Origin of the sequence: Paraburkholderia xenovorans LB400 (assembly GCF_000013645.1) — a bacterium.
GTDB lineage: Bacteria > Pseudomonadota > Gammaproteobacteria > Burkholderiales > Burkholderiaceae > Paraburkholderia > Paraburkholderia xenovorans.
The window spans coordinates 4,665,349-4,687,555 of record NC_007951.1; the positions used below are offsets into that span (position 1 = coordinate 4,665,349).

Annotated in this window: 23 protein-coding genes; 15 read left to right on the forward strand and 8 right to left on the reverse strand. The window is 65.0% G+C overall.

All coding sequences use genetic code 11. The features are described from left to right. Nucleotides 1-61: 61 nt before the first annotated feature. Entirely contained in the window at nt 62-1,480 is a 1,419-nt protein-coding gene (locus tag BXE_RS21020) for a coniferyl aldehyde dehydrogenase (RefSeq protein WP_011490181.1), read from the forward strand. Between the two features lie 29 nt (nt 1,481-1,509). On the opposite strand, the gene BXE_RS21025 is transcribed toward BXE_RS21020, so the two are convergent. The 5 genes from BXE_RS21025 to fliE form a co-directional block, all read right to left on the reverse strand. Further along, nucleotides 1,510-1,869, reverse strand: coding sequence for an EscU/YscU/HrcU family type III secretion system export apparatus switch protein (locus BXE_RS21025; protein WP_011490182.1), 360 nt, complete (start codon nt 1,867-1,869; stop codon nt 1,510-1,512). Continuing rightward, nucleotides 1,866-3,305: a flagellar hook-length control protein FliK gene (locus BXE_RS21030; protein ID WP_011490183.1), complete on the reverse strand. Its 1,440-nt coding sequence runs from the start codon at nt 3,303-3,305 to the stop codon at nt 1,866-1,868. The genes BXE_RS21025 and BXE_RS21030 overlap by 4 nt, the downstream gene beginning before the upstream one ends. A 91-nt stretch (nt 3,306-3,396) precedes the next feature. Then, nucleotides 3,397-3,723 (reverse strand): flagellar protein FliT, encoded by a 327-nt coding sequence (locus tag BXE_RS21035; RefSeq protein ID WP_007179924.1) that lies wholly within the window; start codon nt 3,721-3,723, stop codon nt 3,397-3,399. Next, the gene (gene fliS, locus BXE_RS21040) at nt 3,720-4,154 is read right to left on the reverse strand and encodes a flagellar export chaperone FliS (protein ID WP_007179925.1); all 435 of its coding nucleotides are present in this window, start codon (nt 4,152-4,154) and stop codon (nt 3,720-3,722) included. The genes BXE_RS21035 and fliS overlap by 4 nt, the downstream gene beginning before the upstream one ends. A 217-nt stretch (nt 4,155-4,371) precedes the next feature. Then, on the reverse strand, nt 4,372-4,707 hold the full coding sequence (gene fliE / locus BXE_RS21045; protein ID WP_038457194.1) for a flagellar hook-basal body complex protein FliE: 336 nt from the start codon (nt 4,705-4,707) through the stop codon (nt 4,372-4,374). 236 nt (nt 4,708-4,943) lie between these two features. Here fliE and fliF point away from each other — a divergent pair, with 236 nt between their 5' ends. The 14 genes from fliF (at nt 4,944) to BXE_RS21115 (ending at nt 17,688) form a co-directional block, all read left to right on the forward strand. Continuing rightward, complete coding sequence (fliF, locus tag BXE_RS21050; RefSeq protein WP_011490185.1) at nt 4,944-6,746, forward strand: flagellar basal-body MS-ring/collar protein FliF; 1,803 nt, start codon at nt 4,944-4,946, stop codon at nt 6,744-6,746. Continuing rightward, nucleotides 6,736-7,731 (forward strand): flagellar motor switch protein FliG, encoded by a 996-nt coding sequence (gene fliG, locus BXE_RS21055; RefSeq protein ID WP_011490186.1) that lies wholly within the window; start codon nt 6,736-6,738, stop codon nt 7,729-7,731. Before fliF ends, fliG begins: the two co-directional genes overlap by 11 nt. Further along, a complete protein-coding gene (gene fliH / locus BXE_RS21060) occupies nt 7,718-8,401 on the forward strand; it encodes a flagellar assembly protein FliH (protein ID WP_011490187.1) in 684 nt (227 codons plus the stop codon). Before fliG ends, fliH begins: the two co-directional genes overlap by 14 nt. Beyond that, nucleotides 8,395-10,053: a flagellar protein export ATPase FliI gene (fliI, locus tag BXE_RS21065; protein ID WP_011490188.1), complete on the forward strand. Its 1,659-nt coding sequence runs from the start codon at nt 8,395-8,397 to the stop codon at nt 10,051-10,053. Before fliH ends, fliI begins: the two co-directional genes overlap by 7 nt. Nucleotides 10,054-10,055: 2 nt before the next feature. Beyond that, nucleotides 10,056-10,505 (forward strand): flagellar export protein FliJ, encoded by a 450-nt coding sequence (gene fliJ / locus BXE_RS21070; RefSeq protein WP_011490189.1) that lies wholly within the window; start codon nt 10,056-10,058, stop codon nt 10,503-10,505. A 79-nt stretch (nt 10,506-10,584) separates the two neighbouring features. Next, nucleotides 10,585-12,048: a flagellar hook-length control protein FliK gene (locus tag BXE_RS21075; protein WP_011490190.1), complete on the forward strand. Its 1,464-nt coding sequence runs from the start codon at nt 10,585-10,587 to the stop codon at nt 12,046-12,048. Nucleotides 12,049-12,543: 495 nt separating this feature from the next. Continuing rightward, nucleotides 12,544-13,050 (forward strand): flagellar basal body-associated protein FliL, encoded by a 507-nt coding sequence (fliL, locus tag BXE_RS21080; protein WP_011490192.1) that lies wholly within the window; start codon nt 12,544-12,546, stop codon nt 13,048-13,050. A gap of 65 nt (nt 13,051-13,115) precedes the next feature. Then, nucleotides 13,116-14,114 (forward strand): flagellar motor switch protein FliM, encoded by a 999-nt coding sequence (fliM, locus tag BXE_RS21085; protein WP_007179934.1) that lies wholly within the window; start codon nt 13,116-13,118, stop codon nt 14,112-14,114. After that, nucleotides 14,107-14,571 carry a flagellar motor switch protein FliN gene (gene fliN / locus BXE_RS21090; RefSeq protein WP_011490193.1) on the forward strand — a complete coding sequence of 155 codons (465 nt, stop codon included), beginning with the start codon at nt 14,107-14,109 and terminating at the stop codon, nt 14,569-14,571. The genes fliM and fliN overlap by 8 nt, the downstream gene beginning before the upstream one ends. Then, nucleotides 14,568-15,188: a flagellar biosynthetic protein FliO gene (fliO, locus tag BXE_RS21095; RefSeq protein WP_011490194.1), complete on the forward strand. Its 621-nt coding sequence runs from the start codon at nt 14,568-14,570 to the stop codon at nt 15,186-15,188. The genes fliN and fliO overlap by 4 nt, the downstream gene beginning before the upstream one ends. Further along, nucleotides 15,188-16,027: a flagellar type III secretion system pore protein FliP gene (gene fliP, locus BXE_RS21100; protein ID WP_011490195.1), complete on the forward strand. Its 840-nt coding sequence runs from the start codon at nt 15,188-15,190 to the stop codon at nt 16,025-16,027. The genes fliO and fliP overlap by 1 nt, the downstream gene beginning before the upstream one ends. A gap of 71 nt (nt 16,028-16,098) precedes the next feature. Further along, nucleotides 16,099-16,368, forward strand: a complete 270-nt coding sequence (fliQ, locus tag BXE_RS21105; protein ID WP_011490196.1) for a flagellar biosynthesis protein FliQ — start codon at nt 16,099-16,101, stop codon at nt 16,366-16,368. 37 nt (nt 16,369-16,405) lie between these two features. Then, nucleotides 16,406-17,188 carry a flagellar biosynthetic protein FliR gene (gene fliR / locus BXE_RS21110; protein ID WP_011490197.1) on the forward strand — a complete coding sequence of 261 codons (783 nt, stop codon included), beginning with the start codon at nt 16,406-16,408 and terminating at the stop codon, nt 17,186-17,188. Between the two features lie 116 nt (nt 17,189-17,304). Continuing rightward, nucleotides 17,305-17,688 (forward strand): DUF1493 family protein, encoded by a 384-nt coding sequence (locus tag BXE_RS21115; protein WP_038457189.1) that lies wholly within the window; start codon nt 17,305-17,307, stop codon nt 17,686-17,688. A 133-nt stretch (nt 17,689-17,821) separates the two neighbouring features. On the opposite strand, the gene flgL is transcribed toward BXE_RS21115, so the two are convergent. The 3 genes from flgL to BXE_RS21130 all read right to left on the reverse strand — a co-directional run bounded on the left by flgL (nt 17,822) and on the right by BXE_RS21130 (nt 22,085). Beyond that, entirely contained in the window at nt 17,822-19,045 is a 1,224-nt protein-coding gene (flgL, locus tag BXE_RS21120) for a flagellar hook-associated protein FlgL (protein ID WP_011490199.1), read from the reverse strand. A gap of 10 nt (nt 19,046-19,055) precedes the next feature. Further along, complete coding sequence (flgK, locus tag BXE_RS21125) at nt 19,056-21,029, reverse strand: flagellar hook-associated protein FlgK (protein WP_011490200.1); 1,974 nt, start codon at nt 21,027-21,029, stop codon at nt 19,056-19,058. A 282-nt stretch (nt 21,030-21,311) separates the two neighbouring features. Then, a complete protein-coding gene (locus tag BXE_RS21130; protein ID WP_011490201.1) occupies nt 21,312-22,085 on the reverse strand; it encodes a flagellar brake protein in 774 nt (257 codons plus the stop codon). Nucleotides 22,086-22,207: the final 122 nt, after the last annotated feature.

A 22,207-nucleotide genomic window follows, 5' to 3' on the forward strand; every position in this document is an offset into this window, starting at 1 on the left:
GTCAGTACATCCAATAAAAGCGCGACATCACGCGCAACGATATCCATTAGGGAGTGGACACATGAAGAACGATCTGCCGGAAGTAGCCGCGCTCGAAGCACTGCTGCGCGATCAGCGCCATGCTTATCTGCGCGCGCCGTATCCGTCATGGGAGACCCGCGCCGCGCACCTGAAAGCGCTGCGCAAAGTCATGCTCGACAATCGCGACGCCCTCGCCGACGCGATGAACGTCGACTTCGGCAATCGCGCGAAACAGGAAGTGCTGCTCGCCGAATTCCTGCTGGTGAAGGAGGAGATCGACGCCGCGCTTCGGCACGGCAAGCGCTGGATGAAATCGCAGCGCCGCAGCACCAGCAAATGGCTGCTGCCGGCGCGCGCCAAAGTCGTGCCGCAGCCGCTCGGCGTGGTCGGCATCATCGTGCCGTGGAATTATCCGGTGCTGCTCGCCGTCGGGCCCCTGATCAGCGCGTTGACCGCGGGCAATCGGGCGATCATCAAGATGTCCGAACTGACGCCGCGCACTTCGGCATTGTTCGAGCAGTTGATCGGCCAGACCTTCGCGCGCGATCACGTCGCGGTGGTGAACGGCGACGCCGCGCTCGCCGCCGCGTTCAGCGCGCAGCCCTTCGACCATCTGCTGTTCACCGGCTCGACCAGGGTCGGCCACGAAGTGATGCGCGCCGCCGCCGAGCATCTGACGCCGGTCACGCTCGAACTGGGCGGCAAGTCGCCGGCCATCATCGGCGCGCATGCGCGCTTCGACAACGCGGTGGACAACCTCGTCGCCGGCAAGACGCTCAATGCGGGGCAGACCTGCGTCGCGCCGGACTACGTGCTGGTGCCGCGCGGCAAGGAGCAGGCGTTCGTCGAGCGGGCGCGCGCACGGATGGCGAGGATGTACCCGAACTTCGCCAACAACCCCGATTACACGACGATCATCTCGGCGCGTCACTTCGCGCGCCTCGAACGTCTCGCCGACGAAGCCCAGGCCGCCGGCGCGCAACTGCACCCGCTCACCGACAGTTCGCCCGATGCGGCAAGCCGCCGCTTTCCGCTGATCGCCGTCACGAATGCGCCGGACGCGTGCGCGCTGATGCAGGAGGAAATCTTCGGCCCGCTGCTGCCGATCGTCCCCTACGACACGCTCGACGACGCGATCGCGTGGATCAACGCTCGTCCCCGCCCGCTCGCGCTGTATCTGTATGCCGACGACGCCGCCACCATCGGGCGCGTGACGCACGAAACCATCGCCGGGGGCATGGCGGTCAACGAGACGCTGATGCATCTGGCGTGCGAAAGCCTGCCGTTCGGCGGAGTCGGGGCGAGCGGAATGGGCGCATATCACGGCTACGAAGGCTTCGTGACATTCTCGAAGATGAAGCCGGTGCTGACGCAGGCGCGTCTGAACGCGCGCGGGTGGATATCGCCGCCGTACGGCAAACGGGTGAATGCGCTGCTGAAGCTGATGATGCGGTTCTGATGCCTGGTTCTAACACCTGGGTCTAACATTCAACGCGCCGCGGTGCCGCCTTCCACCTCGGTCGCCACTACGTCGATGACGTCCTGCGCGGCCGCGTTCGCGCCTTGCGGCGGCTCGTTCTCCGCGCCGCTTTCCAGCCGATGCAGCCACGCGAGCAACTCCGCGACCGCCTGATAAAGCTGCGGCGGAATCCGCGCGTCGAGATCCACCTGCATCAGCAGGGAGACCATTTCGGGCGCCTCGTGCACATACAGTCCGGCTTCCTTGGCCCGCTGCACGATCATTTCGGCCAGCATCCCGTAGCCTTTGGCGATCACGCGCGGCGCGGGATCGCCGCTTTGGGCGTCGTAGACGAGCGCAGCCGCGCTGCGGCGATTCCTGCGGCTCATGACATGTCCCAATCGAAATCGTCCGGCGCCGCGGCTTCGGCGCGAGGTATGCGTGCCGCGCGCCGCACGGTCGTGGTCCTGTCAGCGGCCGTCGTGCCCGGACTCGCCGCCGAAGCCGACTTCGCATACGCCGATGTCGCCGCCTGAGCGGCGGCCGCCGCGCCCGCTGCGTTGGCGCCGGTGGCCGGCGCGCCGCCGCCGATCTCGCGGATCGTCAAGCCATTCAACTCGATACCCGCCGCCGCGAGCCGCTGACGGAAGCTCTCGCCCTGCATGGCAAGGCGCGCGGCACCGCCCGGACTGGCCTGCACCCGCGCGACGAGTCGTGTGCCGGTCAGCGTCAATTCCGCGTCGACGGTGCCGAGCGTCGGCAGCGACAGCGTCAGGCGCGTGCGCCACGGCTGGTCGTCCTCGCTCGCCGTGCCGCCGCCGCTGCGGTCCCATTCGTCGCCTTCCTGTTCGATGGTCCAGTCGAGCCTCGCGCCCGGCCACGCTTCGCCGGTCCAGCGGAACTGTCCGGTTGCGAGCAGATCGAGCTGCTGGCGCACGAGGGGCACGGTCGCGGGATGAACCGCGGCCGCCATCGACTGCGAATTCTGCGACGAACCGCCGTCGGCCGGTTGCGCCGCCGCGCTGTGCAGGCCGGCATGCGCGGGCTGGGCGTTCAGGTCGGACAGGGAACTGGCCAGCACTTCGCCGGCCATGAAACGGGCGGCCTGCGCAGTCTGGATCGACGGCATGGGGCGGCCGACGGCGTCAGCCGCGCCGTTCGGTGGGCCATTGGGCGAGCCATTCGGCGCGGCGCCCGAGCCCTGCCGGCCCGGACCGCTAGCGGAGGAAGACGCCTCGCCGGCGTCGTTCGCCCAGTCGAGCGGCAATTGCGCGGCGGCGGCCACCAGCCTGTTCTGCGCCTCGGCGGCGAGCGACGCGGGCGAACGCTGGCCCGCCAGCCATTGCGCGAGATGGGCTTCGTAGAACAGACCACTGTCGCCGACGGTCTGTTCGAGCGCGGCCGCGAGCGCCGCGACCGGCACCTGGGCCGCGGCCACATTGGCGGTGGCCGCGCTCACGCCGGTGGCGGCGGCATTCGGATTGGCGCTTGAAGCGGCGGCAGCCGTCGCGCCGAACAGCGGCAACGCATCGACTTCGACATCGAGCGCCGGTGCGGCTGGCCAGATCGGCGTCTGCCCGAACACCGCGGGCGTGGCCTCGCCGCCCGAGCGCAGAATCGCGGTGAGCGTGAGCGCGACGGCGGACAGCGCGGTTTGCGCGGAAGGCTGCGGCGCGGGCGTCTCGATGAGCGCCGGCATAGTCGGCGCGGTTTCGACGCCCGCCGTGCCGGCTTGCGACGCTGCCGCACTGCCGGGCGCGATATTGAGCAGACTGTCGATCCGGCTCGCGAGCACCGAAGCGACGGCCGTGTCGATTCCGTTCATGCCGATTCCTTGGTCACATTGGCGGCGGCGCGCTCAAATCAAGTCAGTGAGCCGGATGGATAGAGGCGCAGGCGGCGCTAGCGCGCAAAACTCAGCGCGCCCCGTACAGCTCCTTGAGCACGTGAGTCGGCCGGCCGGCGAACAGCGCCGACAGACCGGCCATGCGCGGATTCGCCAGATCGCGGATCGCGGCGTCGTCGGCAAGGATCTGGCGGATCAGCGCGTATTTGCGCAGACGCTCCGCCTCGTCGAGCTTCACGCCGGTTTCGGCGTCTCGCAACGCCTCCACCAGATGCCGGTACTCCTCTTGCAGGTGGACGAGATCGTTCCACAGTGCGCGCCGGGCAGCCGTCAGCATGCGGCAGGAAATCGCTGCAATCGCCTCGTAACGGGCGAAGTATTCTGCGTTCGATGTCATCTCATGCTTTCCGCGGCCGGCTGAGCTGCCATCCGCGCGATCTCCGGGGCAATCCCGATCCATGCTTCCTCGAGTGTCGCCAGAAGGCCGTCCACCTCGACCAGCATCGCCTCGCTCTGTTTTATATTGGCTTCGAGCAGCCGGCGCGACATATAGCTATATAGCGCATTCAACCGCTCTGCAATCTCGCCGCCCGCCTCGAGGTTGAGCGACTGCTGCAGCCCGCTTTCGACGATCTGGATCGCCTTGCCGATCGCTTCTCCACGAGCCGGCACGTTGCCTTGCTGCAGGTGCATGCGGGCCTGCGCGATGGCCTGCCGGGCGCCCTGATACAACATCACGATCAGACGATGCGGACTCGCGCCCATCACCCCTGTCTCGACGCCGACGCGTGCGTACGCATTGGCTCCAGAGTGTCCTGGGGAAAACATCGGCGCTCCTCCTCTCTTGCACTGCGGTTGGTCGTGGCTCCTGATCCGGGCACGTTGCCGCGCCCCGATTTCTGCCTGTACCTGGTTATCGGATAGGCAGCGCGAAAGCTTTAGGCCGGTGTAAGGAGGATTAAGGGGCCAATTGACGCGGCCCACGAAGGCCGCACGGCATGCACGCGTTCGGGCGGGCGGGTGAGCCTTGCCGCCCGGGTCGCGTTCACACCGACATCTGCATGATGTCGTTATAGGCGGACACGAGCTTGTTGCGCACCTGCAGGCCGAACTGGAAGCCCACGTTGGCCTTCTGCATGTCGACCATCACGTCGTTCAGCGACACGTTCGACGCGCCGAGTTCGAACGCCTGCGATTCACCGATCGCCTTGGTCTGATCGCCGCTGATCTTGTCGAGCGATGCTTTGAGCGCGGAGGCAAAGCCGGTGGGCGTTGCCGCGCCGGACGTATCGGCGACGGCCGTGCTGCCGCCGGCCGCTTGCGCCGCCATCGACTGCATCTGTTGCAGCGCCGACGAGAGCGCGTTCACGGGGAAAGTCATGTTTTCTCCAGGGAATGACGACCGGCATGCCGGAACCGTACCGATCTGGACGAAAGCATAGCAGCGGGTCATACGGGAAAGCCCCGAAACTAGGGGGAAAACCCGGCTCTATTCAAGCAATCGGGTTGAGCCGCGCTGCGGATAATTTCAAGGGTGAAAGTCTCTGTCCGTGCGCCCGCCGACCCTCGGTGCGGTGAGCGGCAGAACGCAAAAGGCATCCCGGAGAAACCCGACGCATGGATTCGTCAGCCAACTCTTTGATCAACCCCGACGCCCGCATGGGCCTCGCCGGCGCGCAGCCTGGCGCCGGTGCGGCCGGCGCCGGCCAGGCCGGCGGCGCGGACCTGGGTGGCCTGTCGGGCGGTCTCGGCGGCAATTTCGGTCAGCGCCTGTCAGGCCTCGCGCAAATGCGCGGCAACCCGCGCGCCCCGTTGATTTTCGCAGTCGCGCTGCTGGTCGCCGTGGTGGCGGGCCTGTTCCTGTGGTCGCGGGCGCCGGACTACAAGGTGCTCTACAGCAATCTGTCGGACCGCGACGGCGGCGCCATCATCACCGCGTTGCAGGCGGCCAACATTCCCTACAAGTTCTCCGACGCGGGCGGGGCGATCCTCGTGCCGGCCGAGCAGGTGCATGAAATGCGGCTGCGCCTCGCGTCGCAGGGGTTGCCCAAGAGCGGCTCGGTCGGCTTCGAACTGATGGACAACCAGAAGTTCGGCATCAGCCAGTTCGCCGAGCAGATCAACTATCAGCGCGCACTGGAAGGCGAACTGGAGCGCACGGTCGAATCGATTTCGTCGGTGAAATCGGCCCGCGTGCATCTGGCGATTCCGAAGCCCTCCGTATTCGTGCGCGACAAGGAAGCGCCGTCCGCCTCCGTGCTGGTCAACCTTTACCCGGGCCGCGCGCTCGACGAAGGCCAGGTGCTGGCGATCACGCATATGGTCTCCTCGGCGGTGCCGGATATGCCGGTGAAGGGCGTGACCATTCTCGACCAGGACGGCAATCTGCTCACGCAGCCGTCCACCGGCAGCGGCCTCGACGCTTCGCAACTGAAATACCGCCAGCAGATCGAGCGCAGCACCCAGCAGCGCATCGACGCGATCCTCGCGCCGCTGTTCGGCTCGGGCAACGCGCATTCGCAAGTGAGCGCCGACATCGACTTCTCGCGCAGCGAGCAGACCTCGGAAAACTACGGCCCGAACGGCAACCCACAACAGGCGGCGATCCGCAGCCAGCAGTCGAGCAGCGCCACCGAAATGTCGCAAGGCGGCGCCTCGGGCGTGCCGGGCGCGCTGTCGAACCAGCCGCCGCAGCCGGCTTCGGCGCCGATCAACGCGCCGACCGGCGCGAGCGGCGTGACGACCACGCCGGTCAGCGACCGCAAGGATTCGACCACCAACTACGAACTCGACAAGACCGTACGGCACCTCGAACGGCCGATGGGCGGCATCAAGCGTCTGTCGGTGGCGGTGGTGGTGAATTACCTGCGGGTGGTCGACGCCAAGGGTCATGCCACCATGCAGCCGGTCACCGCCGACAAGCTCGCGCAGGTCAATCAGCTGGTCAAGGACGCGATGGGCTTCGATGCCGCGCGCGGCGACTCGGTCAACGTGGTCAACAGTCCGTTCACCACCGACCTCGACCCGAACGCCGACCTGCCGTGGTGGCGCACGCCGGACATGATCGCGCTCGCCAGGCAGGTCGCCACTTACCTCGGCATCGGCGCGGTCGCCCTGTTCCTTTACTTCGTGATGGTGAAGCCGGCGCTGCGCCGCGCCTTCCCGCCGCCGGAGCCGGTGGTCGCCGGGGCGCTGCCGTCGCCGGACGAGCCGATCCTGCTGGATGGCATTCCCGCCGCCGAGCGCGCGGGCGCGGGCGGAAGTTCGGTCGCCGAACTGGAATCCGACAGCGAACTGCTCGCGCTCGAAAACTCCAAGCACAAATATGAGCGGAACCTGGAATTCGCGCGCAACATCGCGCGCCAGGATCCGAAGATCGTCGCAACCGTCGTGAAAAATTGGGTGTCCGATGAGCGCTGAAGGCGTAATGAAGAGCGCGCTCCTGCTGATGTCGATTGGCGAGGAAGAAGCCGCGCAGGTGTTCAAGTTCCTCGGGCCGCGCGAAGTCCAGAAGATCGGCGTCGCGATGGCCGCACTGAAGAGCGTGACCCGCGAGCAGGTCGACGAAGTCCTGCAGGAGTTCGTGCGCGAGGCCGAGCAGCACACCGGCATGTCGCTCGATTCGAGCGAGTACATCCGCTCGGTGCTGACCAAGGCGCTCGGCGACGACAAGGCCGGCGCGATCATCGACCGGATTCTGCAGGGCAGCGATACCAGCGGTATCGAAGGCCTGAAGTGGATGGATTCCGCGGCGGTCGCCGAACTCATCAAGAACGAGCATCCGCAGATCATCGCCACCATCCTCGTTCACCTGGACCGCGATCAGGCGTCGGAAATCGTCGCCTGCTTCACGGAGCGGCTGCGCAACGACGTGCTGCTGCGCATCGCCACGCTCGACGGCATCCAGCCGGCCGCGCTGCGCGAACTCGACGACGTGCTGACGGGCCTCCTGTCCGGCAGCGACAACCTCAAGCGCAGCCCGATGGGCGGCATCCGCACGGCGGCCGAAATTCTCAACTTCATGTCGAGCAATCATGAAGAAGGCGTGATCGAGAACGTTCGCCAGTACGACGCGGAACTTGCGCAGAAGATCATTGATCAGATGTTTGTGTTCGAGAACCTGCTCGATCTGGAAGACCGCGCGATCCAGCTGCTGCTGAAGGAAGTCGAGTCCGAAGCGTTGATCATCTCGCTAAAGGGCGCGCCGCCCGCGCTGCGCCAGAAGTTCCTGTCGAACATGTCGCAGCGTGCCGCCGAACTGCTCGCCGAAGATCTGGACGCGCGCGGTCCGGTGCGCGTCTCCGAAGTCGAGACGCAGCAGCGCCGCATCCTGCAGATCGTGCGCAACCTGGCCGAAGGCGGCCAGATCGTTCTAGGCGGCAAGGCCGAAGATGCATATGTCTGATTCGAACTCCACGGCGAAGGAAAGCCTCTCGGCCTACCAGCGCTGGGAGATGGCCTCGTTCGATCCGGCGCCTCCGGCACCGCCCGAACCCGAAGTCGACGACGGCGCATTCGAGGCCGAACTCGAACGTCTGCGCGAGGCCGCGCATGCACAGGGCATCGCCTCCGGTCATGTGGCCGGTCAGGCGCTCGGCTATCAGGCCGGCTACGAGCAAGGTCATGCGCAGGGTTTCGAGCAAGGCCAGAGCGAAGCGCGTGAAGAAGCGGCGCGGCTCGCCGCCCTGGCCGAAACCTTCAAGGCGGCGCTCGAGGGCGCCCAGGGCGCGATCTCCGAAACGCTGGTCGCACTGGCGCTCGACATCGCGCAACAGGTGGTGCGTCAGCACGTGCAGCACGACCCGACCGCGCTGATCGCCGCCGCGCGCGAGGTGCTGGCGAGCGAGCCCACGCTGGTCGGCGCGCCCGCACTGATCGTGAGTCCCGCCGATCTGCCGGTGGTCGAAGCCTATCTGATGGAAGAACTGCAAACGCGCGGCTGGACCGTGCGCACCGATCCGGCGGTGGAGCGCGGCGGCTGCCGCGCCCAGGCCGGCACCGGCGAAGTGGACGCCGGCATCGATACGCGCTGGGAGCGCGTGGCCGCCGCACTCGGCAAGGTGAGCACATGGTGAAGCCGACGCTCGAAGAGATTCGCGCCAGCGATCTGACGCCGCTCGAACGCGAGCTGGCATTGGCGTCGTTCGGCGCCGAGGCGCTGGCCGACGTTCCGGATGCGGTAATGCCCGCTGCGGCCGCCGTCGCGGCCATCGACGCCGCGCTGCGCGATTCCGCGCATACCCATCCGGCGGAGGGCGTCGCCGCGATCCGCGACGCCGCTGCTTCGAGCCCGGCTTCCGCCGCCTCCGCCCACGCCATCCACGCGCCTTACGACCCCGCGCTCGACAGCAACCCGTACATGCAAGCCTGGCGGGGCCGCCTCGACGCATTGCGCGCCCGCAACGCGATCGCCAGGCCGATGCGCGCGTGCGGGCGTCTCACCCGCGCCGCCGGTCTGGTGCTCGAAGCGGTCGGCCTGCGCCTCTCGGTGGGCGCCGAAGTGATGATCGAACTGCCGCAAGGCAGTTCGCTGCCGATGGCCGAGGCCGAAGTGGTCGGCTTCTCCGGCGACAAACTGTTTCTGATGCCGACCACCGAAGTGATGGGCCTGCTGCCCGGCGCACGCGTGTTTCCGCTCGAAAGCGCGCCGATCGCCGATCCGATGGCGGGCGCCAAGCGCCTGCCGGTCGGCTGGGAATTGCTCGGCCGCGTGCTGGATGCGTCCGGCCGTCCGCTCGACGGACTCGGTCCTCTCGGCGCGCATGCCGACGCGCCGCTGTCCGCACCGGTCATCAATCCGCTGAACCGCGAACCGATTCACAAGGTGCTCGACGTCGGCGTGCGCGCGATCAACGCGCTGCTGACCGTTGGCCGCGGCCAGCGCATGGGCCTGTTCGCCGGTTCGGGCGTGGGTAAATCGGTGCTGCTCGGCACGATGGCGCGCTACACCAGCGCCGAAGTGATCGTGATCGGCCTGATCGGCGAGCGCGGCCGTGAAGTGAAGGAATTCATCGAGCAGATTCTCGGCGAGGAAGGTCTGGCGCGCTCCGTGGTGATCGCCGCTCCCGCCGACGTCTCGCCGCTTCTGCGGATGCAGGCTGCGTCGTATTCGACGTCGCTTGCCGAATATTTCCGCGACCAGGGCAAGCACGTGCTGTTGCTAATGGATTCGCTGACCCGTTACGCGATGGCGCAGCGCGAGATTGCGCTGGCCGTGGGCGAGCCGCCCGCCACCAAGGGCTATCCGCCTTCGGTGTTCGCCAAGCTGCCGGCGCTCGTCGAGCGGACCGGCAACGGCCCGGCGGGCGGCGGCTCGATCACCGCGTTCTACACCGTGCTGACCGAGGGCGACGACCAGCAGGACCCGATCGCCGACTCCGCGCGGGCGATTCTGGACGGCCACATCGTGCTGTCGCGCTCGCTGGCCGAAGCCGGCCACTATCCGGCCATCGACATCGAAGCGTCGATTAGCCGCGCAATGACCGCGTTGATCGACGATAACCATCTCGAGAAGACGCGTATGTTCAAGCAGATGCTGTCGCGCTATCAGCGCAATCGCGATCTGATCAACGTCGGCGCGTATTCGAGCGGGCGCGATGCGCTGCTCGACCGTGCCATCGCGCTGTATCCGCGGATGGAAGCATTTTTGCAGCAAGGTTTTCGCGAGTGCGCGAACTTTGAACCGAGTCTCGAAATGCTGGACGCGCTGTTTGCCCAAGGAGGCTGACGATGGCGAAACACTTCCCGATCAAGACACTCATCGGCCTGGCTCAGGACGATGTGGACGCCGCGGCGCAACGTCTGGGCCGCGCGCAGCGCGAGCGCAACGACGTGCAATCGCAACTCGATGCTCTCGTGCAGTATCGCGACGAATATCACGCGCGCTTCACGGCATCCGCCCAGACGGGCATGCCCGCGGGCAACATGCGCAACTTCCAGGCATTCATCGACACGCTCGACGCCGCCATCGAACAGCAGCGCAACCTGCTGGCGACGGCCACCGCGCGCGTCGAGGCCGCGAAACCGGACTGGCAGCGTCAGAAGCAGAAGCTCGGTTCGTATGAAGTGCTGCAGGCGCGCGGCGAAGCCGCCGAAGCCAGGACCACGGCGCGGCGCGATCAGCGCGACGCCGACGAACACGCGGCCCGGATTCTGAGAACGCGCACCGAAGGCGCATGAATTGCACGAGGCGCATGACGCGCATGAGCGCCGCCCCGATTGACTGAACACCCCGTTTGACGGATTGACAGGATTCCCTATGTCGCTTCTCTCACAGATCGGCTCGCTGCTCGGCTCTGCCGGCAGCACGTCCACTAGCGCGGCTATGGCTGCTGCGGCGAACGCCAAACCGTTCTCGCAAACGCTGCAGCAAAGCATCGATCAGCAGAACAGCGCGGCTGCGCAGAGCGCGAGCCAGCAGCAGCCGTCGCCGTCTTCGTCGAGCGTGCACGACGCGCCGCCGCCGCCCGATCCCGCCACGAAAAGCGCGGACGACGCGAGCAGCAGCAAGGACACCAGCAAGCCGGCGAGTTCGGCTGCGTCCACGCCTTCGCAGAGCAACACCCAGGCTTCGACCGACAAGACCAGCGCCACGCCGCCGAAGCCCGCCAACACGACAAGCCAGACCGACGCCGGCACTGCGGCGGCAGCCGCCGCCGCACAGGCGCAGGCACAAGCTCAAGCCGACGCGAACAACGCCGCCACACCAACCGCCGCCGACCCGGCCGCGGCCTTGACCGACGCCGCGACCGCGTTGCCCGGCACCGGCACGGACGGTACGACCGGCGGCGCCTCGGGCAAAAAGACCGCCGCCACCGATCCGAAGTCGTTGCAGGACGCATTGCAGGCAGCGCTGGCCGCATTGGCAAACGGCCAGGGCGCAGTTCCGGCACAAGCGATGGCAAGCGGCGCCGCCAACGCCGCGACTTCGGCAAACGGCCTGACCGGCGCCCATGATGAGCTGAACGGAACCTCTGACGGCAAGACGCTTGCGGGCGGACTATTCGGCGACGGCAAGGGCTCGACCGCATCGAGGAGCAGCCTGACGGCTGCCGCGACGACCGTAGCCGACCCATCGGCCGCGGCAAAAGCGGCGGCGGACGCACTGACGGCGACGGCTGCCGGCGGCGCATCGGCGGCCGATCAGGCGTCCTTCAAGAGCGCGGCCGACGCGGCGACGGCGGCACTGGCTGCCACACAGGCTGCGGCCGGCGCCGCGAGCACGACGGCCGCCATGCAGACCACGGGCAATGCCGGTGCGGCGGAGACGGCGAACGCCTTGTCACCGCAGGTCGGCACGACCGACTGGGAGGACGCATTGAGTCAGAAGGTGGTGTTCCTGTCGAACGCGCATTCACAGAGTGCCGAGCTGACCTTGAACCCGAAGGATCTGGGACCGTTACAGGTTGTGTTGCAGGTTGCCGATAACCATGCACATGCGTTGTTTGTTTCGCAGCATCAATCCGTGCGCGAAGCCGTCGAAGCGGCGTTACCGAAGTTGCGGGAAGCAATGGAATCGAACGGCATCGGACTGGGGAGCGCGAGCGTCAGCGACGGCTTTGCCCGCCAGGGCAGCCAACAGCAGAACGCCGACTCCGGCCGATCCGGGGCCCGTTCGAGCGGCGCGAGCGGATCGTTCGGCGGCGGCGGCACAGACCCGATCGACACGACGGCGAGCGTCCCGACAAGACGCACGATAGGCCTGGTCGACACATTCGCGTGACGGGAAGCAAAGAGCACCAACATTCCCGGCCTCAAAAGCATGACGGCAAATGATTCAGGCGATTCGTGATTGGCGCCCCCACCGGGCGCCAATTTCCATCTAGCGAAGAGAAAGTACCGCAACGGCGCGCGAAGCGCCGCCGGAAGTATGACGGCTTTGTCACCGGGTCCGAGAATGCGAGAACCCGGATTCCAGATGATCCACTACCGGGTCTGCGCGAGGGTCCCGCTTAAGTGCTGGCGGTGTAAAGCGGCTTTCTTTGCCTACTTTCTTTGCCGCGGCAAAGAAAGTAGGTGCCGCCCCGCACAGGGGCAACGCTAATAGACCACAAGCAAATCAAGAAAAGGCCAAAACCCAAACAGCAAAACCAAAACAAAAACCAAAAACCAAAAACAAGAGATAACCCGCAATAACCCTTCTTTTCGACCCATCGCGCCGCAGGCAAATAAACAACAATCACCCTCACCAGCACTAAAGGCAAGCAAAGCAAACCTCATGGCAACCACGACCGCAAACCAGCAAGCCGCGCCCGCTTCCCCGGGCCCCTTGAAGCGCATCATCCTGATCGTGCTGATCGCGATCCTTGCCGCGGGCGCAGCCGGCGCGGGTGTGTGGTTCTTCATGTCCAAGCGCGCCCCCGCAGCCGGCTCGGCGGCAACCGCCGGCGCGCCGGCGCCGCTCCCCGCGCCGCTGTTCTTCCCGCTCGAATCGATGACCGTCAACCTGCAATCCGACGACGGCCAGCAGCACTTCCTGCGCATCGGCCTGACGCTCAAACTCAACGACGCAAAGACCCAGCAGGAACTCAGTGAACACATGCCCGAAGTGCGCAGCCGCATCCTGCTCGCATTGTCGAACAAGCACCCTGAAGAGCTCGCGCCGCTCGAAGGCAAGCGCGCGCTCGCCACGGAACTTCAGACGCTGATCGAACAGCCGACCGACAAGGGCGCCGCGCCGATCCATGTCCAGGACGTGCTGTTCACCGAATTCGTCGTGCAGTGACGCCGGTCGTGACGTTGTTCAGCGCTGTCATCATTAACCGCCACGGGACGCACGAGGAATAAGGAATGGGCCACGAAGAGTTCATGTCCCAGGAGGAGGTCGATGCTCTCCTCAAGGGCGTAACCGGCGAAACAGACTCGGAAGCCGAGCAAAGCGACCGTGCGGGCGTACGGCCCTACAACATCGCGACGCAGGAACGCATTGTCCGCGGCCGGATGCCCGGCCTCGAAATCATCAACGACCGTTTCGCGCGTCTGTTGCGCGTCGGTATCTTCAACTTCATGCGGCGCTCGGCGGAAATCTCCGTTGGTCCGGTGAAGGTGCAGAAGTACAGCGAATTCACCCGCAACCTGCCGATCCCGACCAACCTGAACCTGGTCCACGTGAAGCCGTTGCGCGGCACCTCGCTATTCGTGTTCGATCCGAATCTGGTGTTCTTCGTGGTCGACAACCTGTTCGGCGGCGACGGGCGTTTCCACACCCGCGTGGAAGGCCGCGATTTCACGCAGACCGAGCAGCGCATCATCAACAAGCTGCTCAACCTGGTGTTCGACAACTACACGGCGTCGTGGAAGAGCGTGCGGCCGTTGCAGTTCGAATACGTGCGCTCGGAAATGCACACGCAATTCGCCAACGTGGCGACGCCCAACGAGATCGTGATCGTCACGCAGTTTTCGATCGAGTTCGGCACGACCGGCGGCACGCTGCACATCTGCATGCCGTACTCGATGATCGAACCGATCCGCGACATTCTCTCGTCGCCGATCCAGGGCGAGGCGCTCGAAGTCGACCGCCGCTGGGTCCGCGTGCTGTCGCAACAGGTGCAGGCAGCGGAAGTGGAACTGACCGCCGACCTCGCGAAGGTGCCGGTCACGTTCGAACAGATCCTGAACATGCGCAAAGGCGATGTTCTGCCGATCAACATTCCCGAACACATCACGGCGAAAGTCGACGGCGTGCCGGTAATGGAGTGCGGCTACGGAATTTTCAATGGTCAGTACGCGTTGCGGGTCCAGAAGATGATCAGCGCAGCCGACACGATGAAGGAAGGTGGATATGAGTGACCTGAACGCAAAACCCGAGGCTGAACTGGCCGCCGGCGAGCCGCAACCGGCCGCCGACGCAGCCGCTGCCGAAGACGACGCGGCGATGGCGGACTGGGCCAGCGCGCTGGCCGAGCAGAACGACAATTCGGAAGTCAGCGCGGCCACGGCCGGCGTGTTCCAGCCGTTGTCGAAAGTCGAGCCGACCTCGACGCGCAACGACATCGACATGATCCTGGACATTCCGGTTCAGATGACCGTCGAACTCGGCCGCACCAAGATCGCGATCCGCAACCTGCTGCAACTCGCCCAGGGCTCGGTGGTGGAACTGGACGGCATGGCGGGCGAGCCGATGGACGTGCTGGTCAACGGCTGTCTGATCGCGCAGGGTGAAGTGGTGGTGGTGAACGACAAGTTCGGTATCCGCCTGACCGACATCATCACGCCGTCCGAACGCATCCGGAAACTCAATCGATGAAACGCGTTGCCGGTCGCGCCGCGTCGCGCACTGTTCCGACTTGCGCCGCACTGGCTGCGAACGTCGCGGCGATGGTATCCGCCCCGGCGTCGTTCTTCCTGCTGCTCACACCGTCGGCCGCTCACGCGGCGGATATGAACGCGGTCAACAATGCCGCGAAAATCGCCTCGGGCGTCGGTGCGGGAACTGCGGTTCCGGCGCTCAGCGTCGGCGCGGTATTGCAGACCATTGTCGGCCTGCTGGTGGTGATCGGTCTGGTGTTCGGTTGTGCATGGCTCGCTCGCCGCCTCGGCCTGCAGCCGGCGAATCGCGGCGGCCTCGTGAAAACCATCGGCGGCGCCTCGCTCGGCGGCAAGGAGCGGGTCGCGGTAGTCGAGATCGGCGATACGTGGCTGGTACTCGGCGCGGCGCCCGGCAATGTCCGTCTGCTTCACACCATGCCGGCAGGTTCGGCCGCCGTTGATCCACTCAGTGCCACACAGGTAGGTACACCCGGCACACCCGGTGTGTCAGGCGCGGGCGCTGCACTGCCGGGCACCTTCGGCCAGCGTTTTCGCGATGCCTTGAAAGGCGAAGTGGGTAAACGTTTCAACGGGCAAGGCGGCGGGGTTCGGTAATGCAGTTCAGTCTTCCACCGGCGCGTCACGCGCAATCCGCTCGTATGTCCGGCATCGCCCCGACGAAAGTGATCTCCACAGTCGTACGCGCGCTGCGCCGCGTCGCACCCGTTGCGTTGCCGGCGCTGATGCTCGCGCTGCCGACGCTGTCGTTCGCTCAGGCGGCCGGTTTGCCCGCCTTCAACACGAGCCCCGGTCCGAACGGCGGCACGACGTATTCGCTGAGCGTGCAGACCATGCTGCTGCTCACGATGCTGTCGTTCCTGCCGGCAATGGTGCTGATGATGACGAGTTTCACGCGCATCATCATCGTGCTCTCACTGCTGCGCCAGGCGCTCGGCACGACCACCACGCCGCCTAACCAGGTGCTGGTCGGGCTCGCGCTGTTCCTCACGCTGTTCGTCATGTCGCCGGTGCTCGACAAGGCCTACACCGACGGCTACAAGCCGTTCTCCGACGGCACGATCCCGATGGAGACCGCCGTCAATCGCGGTCTCGCGCCGTTCAAGACGTTCATGCTGCGCCAGACCCGCGAAAGCGACCTCGCGCTGTTCGCCCGCATCTCGCACGCCGCGCCGATGCAAGGTCCCGAAGACGTGCCGCTGTCGCTGCTGGTGCCCTCGTTCGTGACGAGCGAACTGAAAACCGGCTTCCAGATCGGCTTTACGATTTTCATCCCGTTCCTGATCATCGATATGGTGGTGGCGAGCGTGCTGATGTCGATGGGTATGATGATGGTGTCGCCCGCGACCATTTCGCTGCCGTTCAAGCTGATGCTGTTCGTGCTGGTCGACGGCTGGCAGTTGCTGCTCGGCTCGCTGGCACAGAGCTTCGTTTAACCGCGCTTTCTGGCGGCGTTTTTTAACCGCGTTTTTCTAACGGCGCCCTTCACGCTTCGGGTCCCAACGCCATGAATCAAGAATCCGTCATGACGCTCGCGCACCAGGCCATGTACGTCGGCCTGCTGCTCGCCGCGCCGCTGCTGCTGGTCGCGCTGGTGGTCGGTCTGGTGGTGAGCCTGTTCCAGGCCGCCACGCAGATCAACGAAAGCACGCTGTCGTTCATCCCGAAGCTGCTGGCGATTGCCGTTACGATGGTGATCGCCGGCCCGTGGATGCTGACGACCATGCTCGACTATCTGCGCCAGACGCTCACCAACATTCCGACGCTCGTCAACTGAGCGCCGCACCGGTTCTCCCGTTCGTTTTCCCGCCGCGATGTTTTCCGTCACCTACGCGCAACTGAACGCCTGGCTCACCGCGTTCCTGTGGCCGTTCGTGCGCATTCTCGCGCTGGTCGCCACCGCGCCGGTGCTCGGCAACCGCTCGCTGCCGATCCGCGTGAAGATCGGCCTCGCGGCCTTCGTCACGATCATCGTCGCGCCTACGCTCGGCGCACTGCCGCAATTCACGGTATTTTCCGCCGAGGGCGTGTGGATCATCGTCAACCAGTTCCTGATCGGCATTGCGCTCGGTATGACCATGCAGATCGTGTTTCAGGCGATCAGTGCGACCGGCGACTTCGTCGGTCTCGGCATGGGGCTCGGCTTTGCGACTTTCTTCGATTCGCAGGCAAGCAGTTCGAGCCAGGTGCTGTCGAGCTATATGAACACCATCGCCATGCTGGTGTTTCTGGTGATCGACGGCCATTTGCAGATGATCAGCGCGCTGCTCGCCACGTTCCAGTCGGTGCCGGTCTCGGCGAACATTCTCGGCGCGCCCGGCTGGCGCACGCTGGCGAACTTCGGCGGCACGGTATTTTCAGCGGGACTGCTGCTGTCGCTGCCGGTGGTGGTCGCGCTCCTCATCACCAACCTCGCGCTCGGCATTCTGAATCGGGCCGCGCCGCAGATCGGCGTGTTCCAGATCGGCTTTCCGCTCACCATACTGATCGGCATGCTGCTTCTGCAGTTGATGACCCCGAACATGATTCCGTTCTTCATGCGGCTGTTTGATGTTGGGATTGATCAGATGGGGCGGGTGGCGGCGGGATTCAGGTAACACGCTCCGGCGAGCCACGAGGCACCGGTCGCGAAGATGCGGTTGCCTGCTCGACGCCATAGGCATCCGCAACAATCAGTCTCGACACAGACTGGCAAAACCGGAAGATCAAATCAATGACGCAACAACCGGTAGTTTCGGCTGAACTCGAAACATTTATCCGCAAGGAAATTGGATTGGCCGACGAAGTTGAAATAAAACCCTCCGACTCTCTGGTGGATGAATTTGGCATAACCGGCGACCATGCGGACAAGTTCATGGAAGCTTATTCCACCCGGTTCGACGTCCGGCCCGGCGACTTTGATTTCAACCGCTATTTTGAAATGGAAGGATTGAGTTTTTGGCCATTTTCCATCTTTACAAATTGGCTCCATCGGAGATGGGGCGTAAAAAAATACGAGGAGCGGGAGCCACTTACGATCGCGATGCTTCAACATGCGATCGACCTTGGCGAATGGGACAGTCAGCGCTTAAGTGAATCGAGCGATCCGGCGAAATGATCAGGACGACCGGCGCACGCTGGCGAGTTCGAGAACCAGCCTCGACTGCGCAATGCAGCGCACGCAAAAACAAGAAGGGCGGCCCCGGCTCACACCGGCTCCGCCCTTCTCCGTTTTCAGACGACTCGTGCTATCAGTTCAGGTACTGGAACAGCGAGATGTTCTGAATCTTCGCGAACGCCTGCTGCGCCGCTTGCAATGCGGCCTGCGTCATCGTGTACTTGCCGATCGTCTTGACCATGTCGGTCTGCGTCAGGTCCGCGAGGTTGCTCGAGGTCTGCAGCGTGTTGGTTTGCGTGACCGTCTGCAATGCCTGCACTTCCTGCTCGCGGCCACCCACGGCCGCTTGCGCCGTCACGACGTTGTTCATCGTGTTTTCGAGCTGGGCCATGCTGGTGGTCAGCGCACTCTGGAAGCTGGCCGTCGAGGCGCCGCCCGACACCGGCGTTTGCAGCGTGGTGATCAACTGGCTCAGATTGGCGAACACGTCCATGCTGCCTTGCGTGGCCGGTGTCACCGTGAAGCTGTCGCCGGCATTCGGCGCACCGGTGATCGTCACCGACTGGCCGCCGAGCGTGATGGCCGAGCCGGCGGTGAACGCCTGCGGCGCGCTCGTGGTCACCGCGCCGGTAGCCGGATCGGTCTGGCTCACGGTGTAGGTGGTCGCCGACGAAAAGTTGATCGAGTACTTGTCGGCGTTGGTCGGATCGGTCGGGTTGTTCAGGCTCACCGAACTGATCACGCCCGTGCCGGTATTACCGGTCGTCGCGGCCGGCACGGCGCTCGTGCCGATCGGCGCCACGCTGCCAAAGATCGAAATGCCGTTGTCGCCGGTCTGCACGACGTGCGAGTCGGTGATCTGCACGGCGGGCGTGCCGGTGTCGCCGGAATAGGTCACGACGCCGGCCGAATTCGTGGTGTATGGCTGCGCGCTGCTTTGATAACCGGCGAACAGGTAGTTGCCCTGCGGATCGGTCGAATTGGCGAGCGTCATCAGCTGGCTGCGCAAGCTTTGCAACTGCGTCGCGATCGAACCGCGGTCGCCGTCGTTCAGTGACCCGTCGCCGGCGCGCAGCACCAGCGTGTGAATGGTCTGCAGCACGGTGTTGACGCTGCCGAGCGTGGTGTCTTCCTGTTGCAGCGAGGCGAGCGCCGTGCCCTGATTGGTGGTGTATTGCGACAGGGTCGTCGCCGTCGAGCTCAGCTGCACGGCCTGTGCCGCGCCGAGCGGATTGTCCGACGGCGTGGAGAGGCTCACGCCGCTCGAAATCTCGGCATACAACTGCGACAGTTGAGCTTGCTGATCGCTCATCGTCGCAACGTTCATGTTGAAGTACTGCGTGCTGGAGATGCGCATTGTCAACGCCTCACTGGAAGATGCCGAGTATCGTCTGGAACAGGGTCTGCGCGGTCTGGATGACCTTGCTGTTCGCCTGATACAGTTGCTGATACTGAAGCAGGTTGGCTGCTTCTTCGTTGATGTTCACGCCCGAAACCGACTGCTGCGCGGTGGTGATCTGCGTCACCAGCGAACTCTGCGCCGTGCTCGAGGTCTGGATCTGGTTGGTCTGGTTGCCGATATTGTTGACGTAGTTCGCATACGCGCCCGTCAGCGTGACCGTCCCGCCCGACATCGCTTTCGCGGTGGACAAATTCGACAATGCCAGCGCGTTGCGACCGTCGTTGGTCGCGCCGGTGTTCGGGCCGATGGTGAACTTGTCGCCGGCAGCCGGTGCGTTGCTGATCGTCACCGACACATTGTTCATCTGGCCGGCGGTCGCGTTGTTGATCGTGAGCGTGGCGCCGGTCGCCGACGAATACGGCACCACCGTCGCCGCGCTGGCGATCGTGTACGTGGTGGGAGGCGTACCGGCCACGGTCACCGTCGAACCGGCCGGGAAGCCGGACAGGCCCGTGCCGTCGTACGACAGCGTGGTGGTCGAGTTCGGCATGGTGTAGCCGGCCGTCACCGTGCCCTGCGTAATCGTGGCGGTGCCGGTGTTGCTCGCGGCAGCGGCGGCCAGCACGGGTGCGGCGGCGGCGATCGCCGATGCGTCGGTGGTGGCGGTCGCGAAACTGTTCAGCGCGCCGCGCGTCGGCTCGACTGTGAACGAATCGCCGGCGTTCATCGTGCCGGTGGTCGAGAAATTCAGGCCGTTGATCGGCTGGCTCAGGTTAGTTGCCGAACCCACCACGGTGCCCGTCGAATTGTCGGTCAGCGTGTAGGTGGTGCCGTTGTAGGCCAGCGTGTAGTCGCCGGTGGTCGGCTGCGTGGCGTCCGCGAACGACACGTTCAGCGACGCGTTGCCGGTGTTCTGTGTGTTCGCGTAGACGGTCGGGCCGCCCACCGAGAACAGCGCGCCGCCCTTGGCGCCGGCGAGCGTGATACCGAGCCCGTTCTGCGCGTTGACCTGCGCGGAGAAGCTCACGGCGATCGCGCCGAGTTGCGCCTCGCCCGGATCGAGCGTCTGGCTGCGGAACGCAAGCAGGCCGCCGAGCGTGCCGCCGTCGATCTTGCTGTCGGGCAGGTTCTGCGGCGTCGCCGCCGGGTTCGCGCCGGCCTGGCCGAGATACTGCACGGACAGTTCACTGGTGTCGCCGGTGGAAGGCGCGGTGCCCAGGTTGTAGCTGTTGGTGGACGACACGAGCGGCTGGCCATTGCTCATGAACACACTGTAGCTGCCGTTGCTGTTGACGACGTTCACGCCGATCAACTGCGACAGGTTGGACACGGCGAGATCGCGCTGGTCCAGCAACTGGTTCGGCGGCTGCCCTTGCGTGCTGGCCTGGGCGATCTGTCCGTTCAGTTGCGCGATCTGCTGCGAGTAGCTGTTAATCTGCGAAACGGTGTTGGTGAGTTGCGTGTTGACGCTCTGGCGCAGCGCGTCGTATTGCTGACCCGCGGCGTTGATCTGGTTCACCAGCGTCTGCGCGCCGCTCATCGCGGTCTGGCGCGTCGCGAGGCTCGATGCGTTGTTCGAGACGTTCTGCAAGCCGGTGAAATAGCTGGTGATCGCGCTCGCAATCCCGGCAGTCGGGCTGCCGATCAGATTGTTCAGTTGCGAGATCAGCGTGTTGTACGTCGACAGCGAACTGCTGGACGACTGCGCGTTGTTCAGCTCAGTGGTCAGATACTGGCTGTACTGGCGCGTCACGGTCGTGGTCGAGACCCCTTGCGGCAGATAGCCCGAACCCGTGTACTGGCCGCCGCTTTCCGCATATACCGGCGTTTCGATGGTGTAGCCGGGCGTCGACGCGTTGCTGATGTTCTGGCCGGTCGTCGTGAGTCCCCACTGGGCTGCGTTCAGTCCACTGAGGCCGAGATTGATGAGATTGGACATGCGCCATCCTGAAGGGCGACACCGTACACATGCCGCCGCGTTACTTGAACATTCTGTTTAACGGCCTCAACAGGGAAAAATTGAGGTCATTCCGATGTGTGTTCGACGTTTGTTTCAACGCCTGTTTCAACGTTGACGAGGCTAGCCTGCCGGGCTTGTCACGCGTCGCGCATGAAGGTGAGGACGGTGCGGAAAACAGGTGGTGAGGCAGTGGTGACGAAGCGGCAAGCGAACGGTGCGCGAGCAGGCACACTCGCGCGCCGCTGATCCAGTATTTTCCAGTCAGCGCACCAGCGAACGGCGCTTCATTTCGAGCTGCGTAATCAGACGTTGCAGCGTGTTTTCCGCACTGCCCGGCAGCGTCAGGAAGCGGAAGCCGAGTTGATAACGCTGCGTGCCGTTGGGCAGCGCGGTGGAACGATGCGACACGAGCTGCAGATCGAGCGAGAGCCGGCCGAGCGCGCCGAGCGCCAGCTCGCAATCCATCAGGCGCGTGCCCATCGGCAATTCGGCCACGCGTTCGTCGGTGGTGCGCATGCCGACGCCGCCCAGCGAAAGGTCGTGCACTTCGAAGCGGAACGTGTCGCCTTCGGGCAGAAGGCCGGTGCACATGTACGGGTCGAGAATCGGCGCATCGACACGGAAATACTCGCGGCGCTGCACGTAGAACAGCACCTCGGGGAAGTCGGCCTCGAATGCGGGCAGTCCTTCGAAACGGGTTTCGCGCGGCGTGCTGGTGGCGAATTCGACGCGCACGCCGTCCGGCTGTGCGTGGAACTGGCAGCGCGGCGCGCTGAGCAGGCCTTTGTTCTGATGGGACAGTGCGCCCCAATCGAACGTGAAGGTGCGCCCGCGCACGTCGACGTCGAGCAGACGGGTCACGAGTTGTCCGCCCGCGTACTGAACGGTGAGGAAATCGCCGCGATTGACGAGATTGCGCAACTGAACGCCGATCTCCAGCGGATTGCGACGGCCAAAATCGTTGCCGCTTTCGTCGGTCGGTGCGTGCGGCTGGCCGGGCGTGTCGGTCTGGCCGTTCGACTGGTTAGTATCCATGGGCTTGCCGGTATGCTTGTTCTTGCGGGCGCGTGCCAGGGCTCCTGCCGGGGCTTTCGCGCGGTCTTCATCGAAGCCGCGGCACGCGCGTCAAACCGGACATTACAACGCTTTTCCGGTAT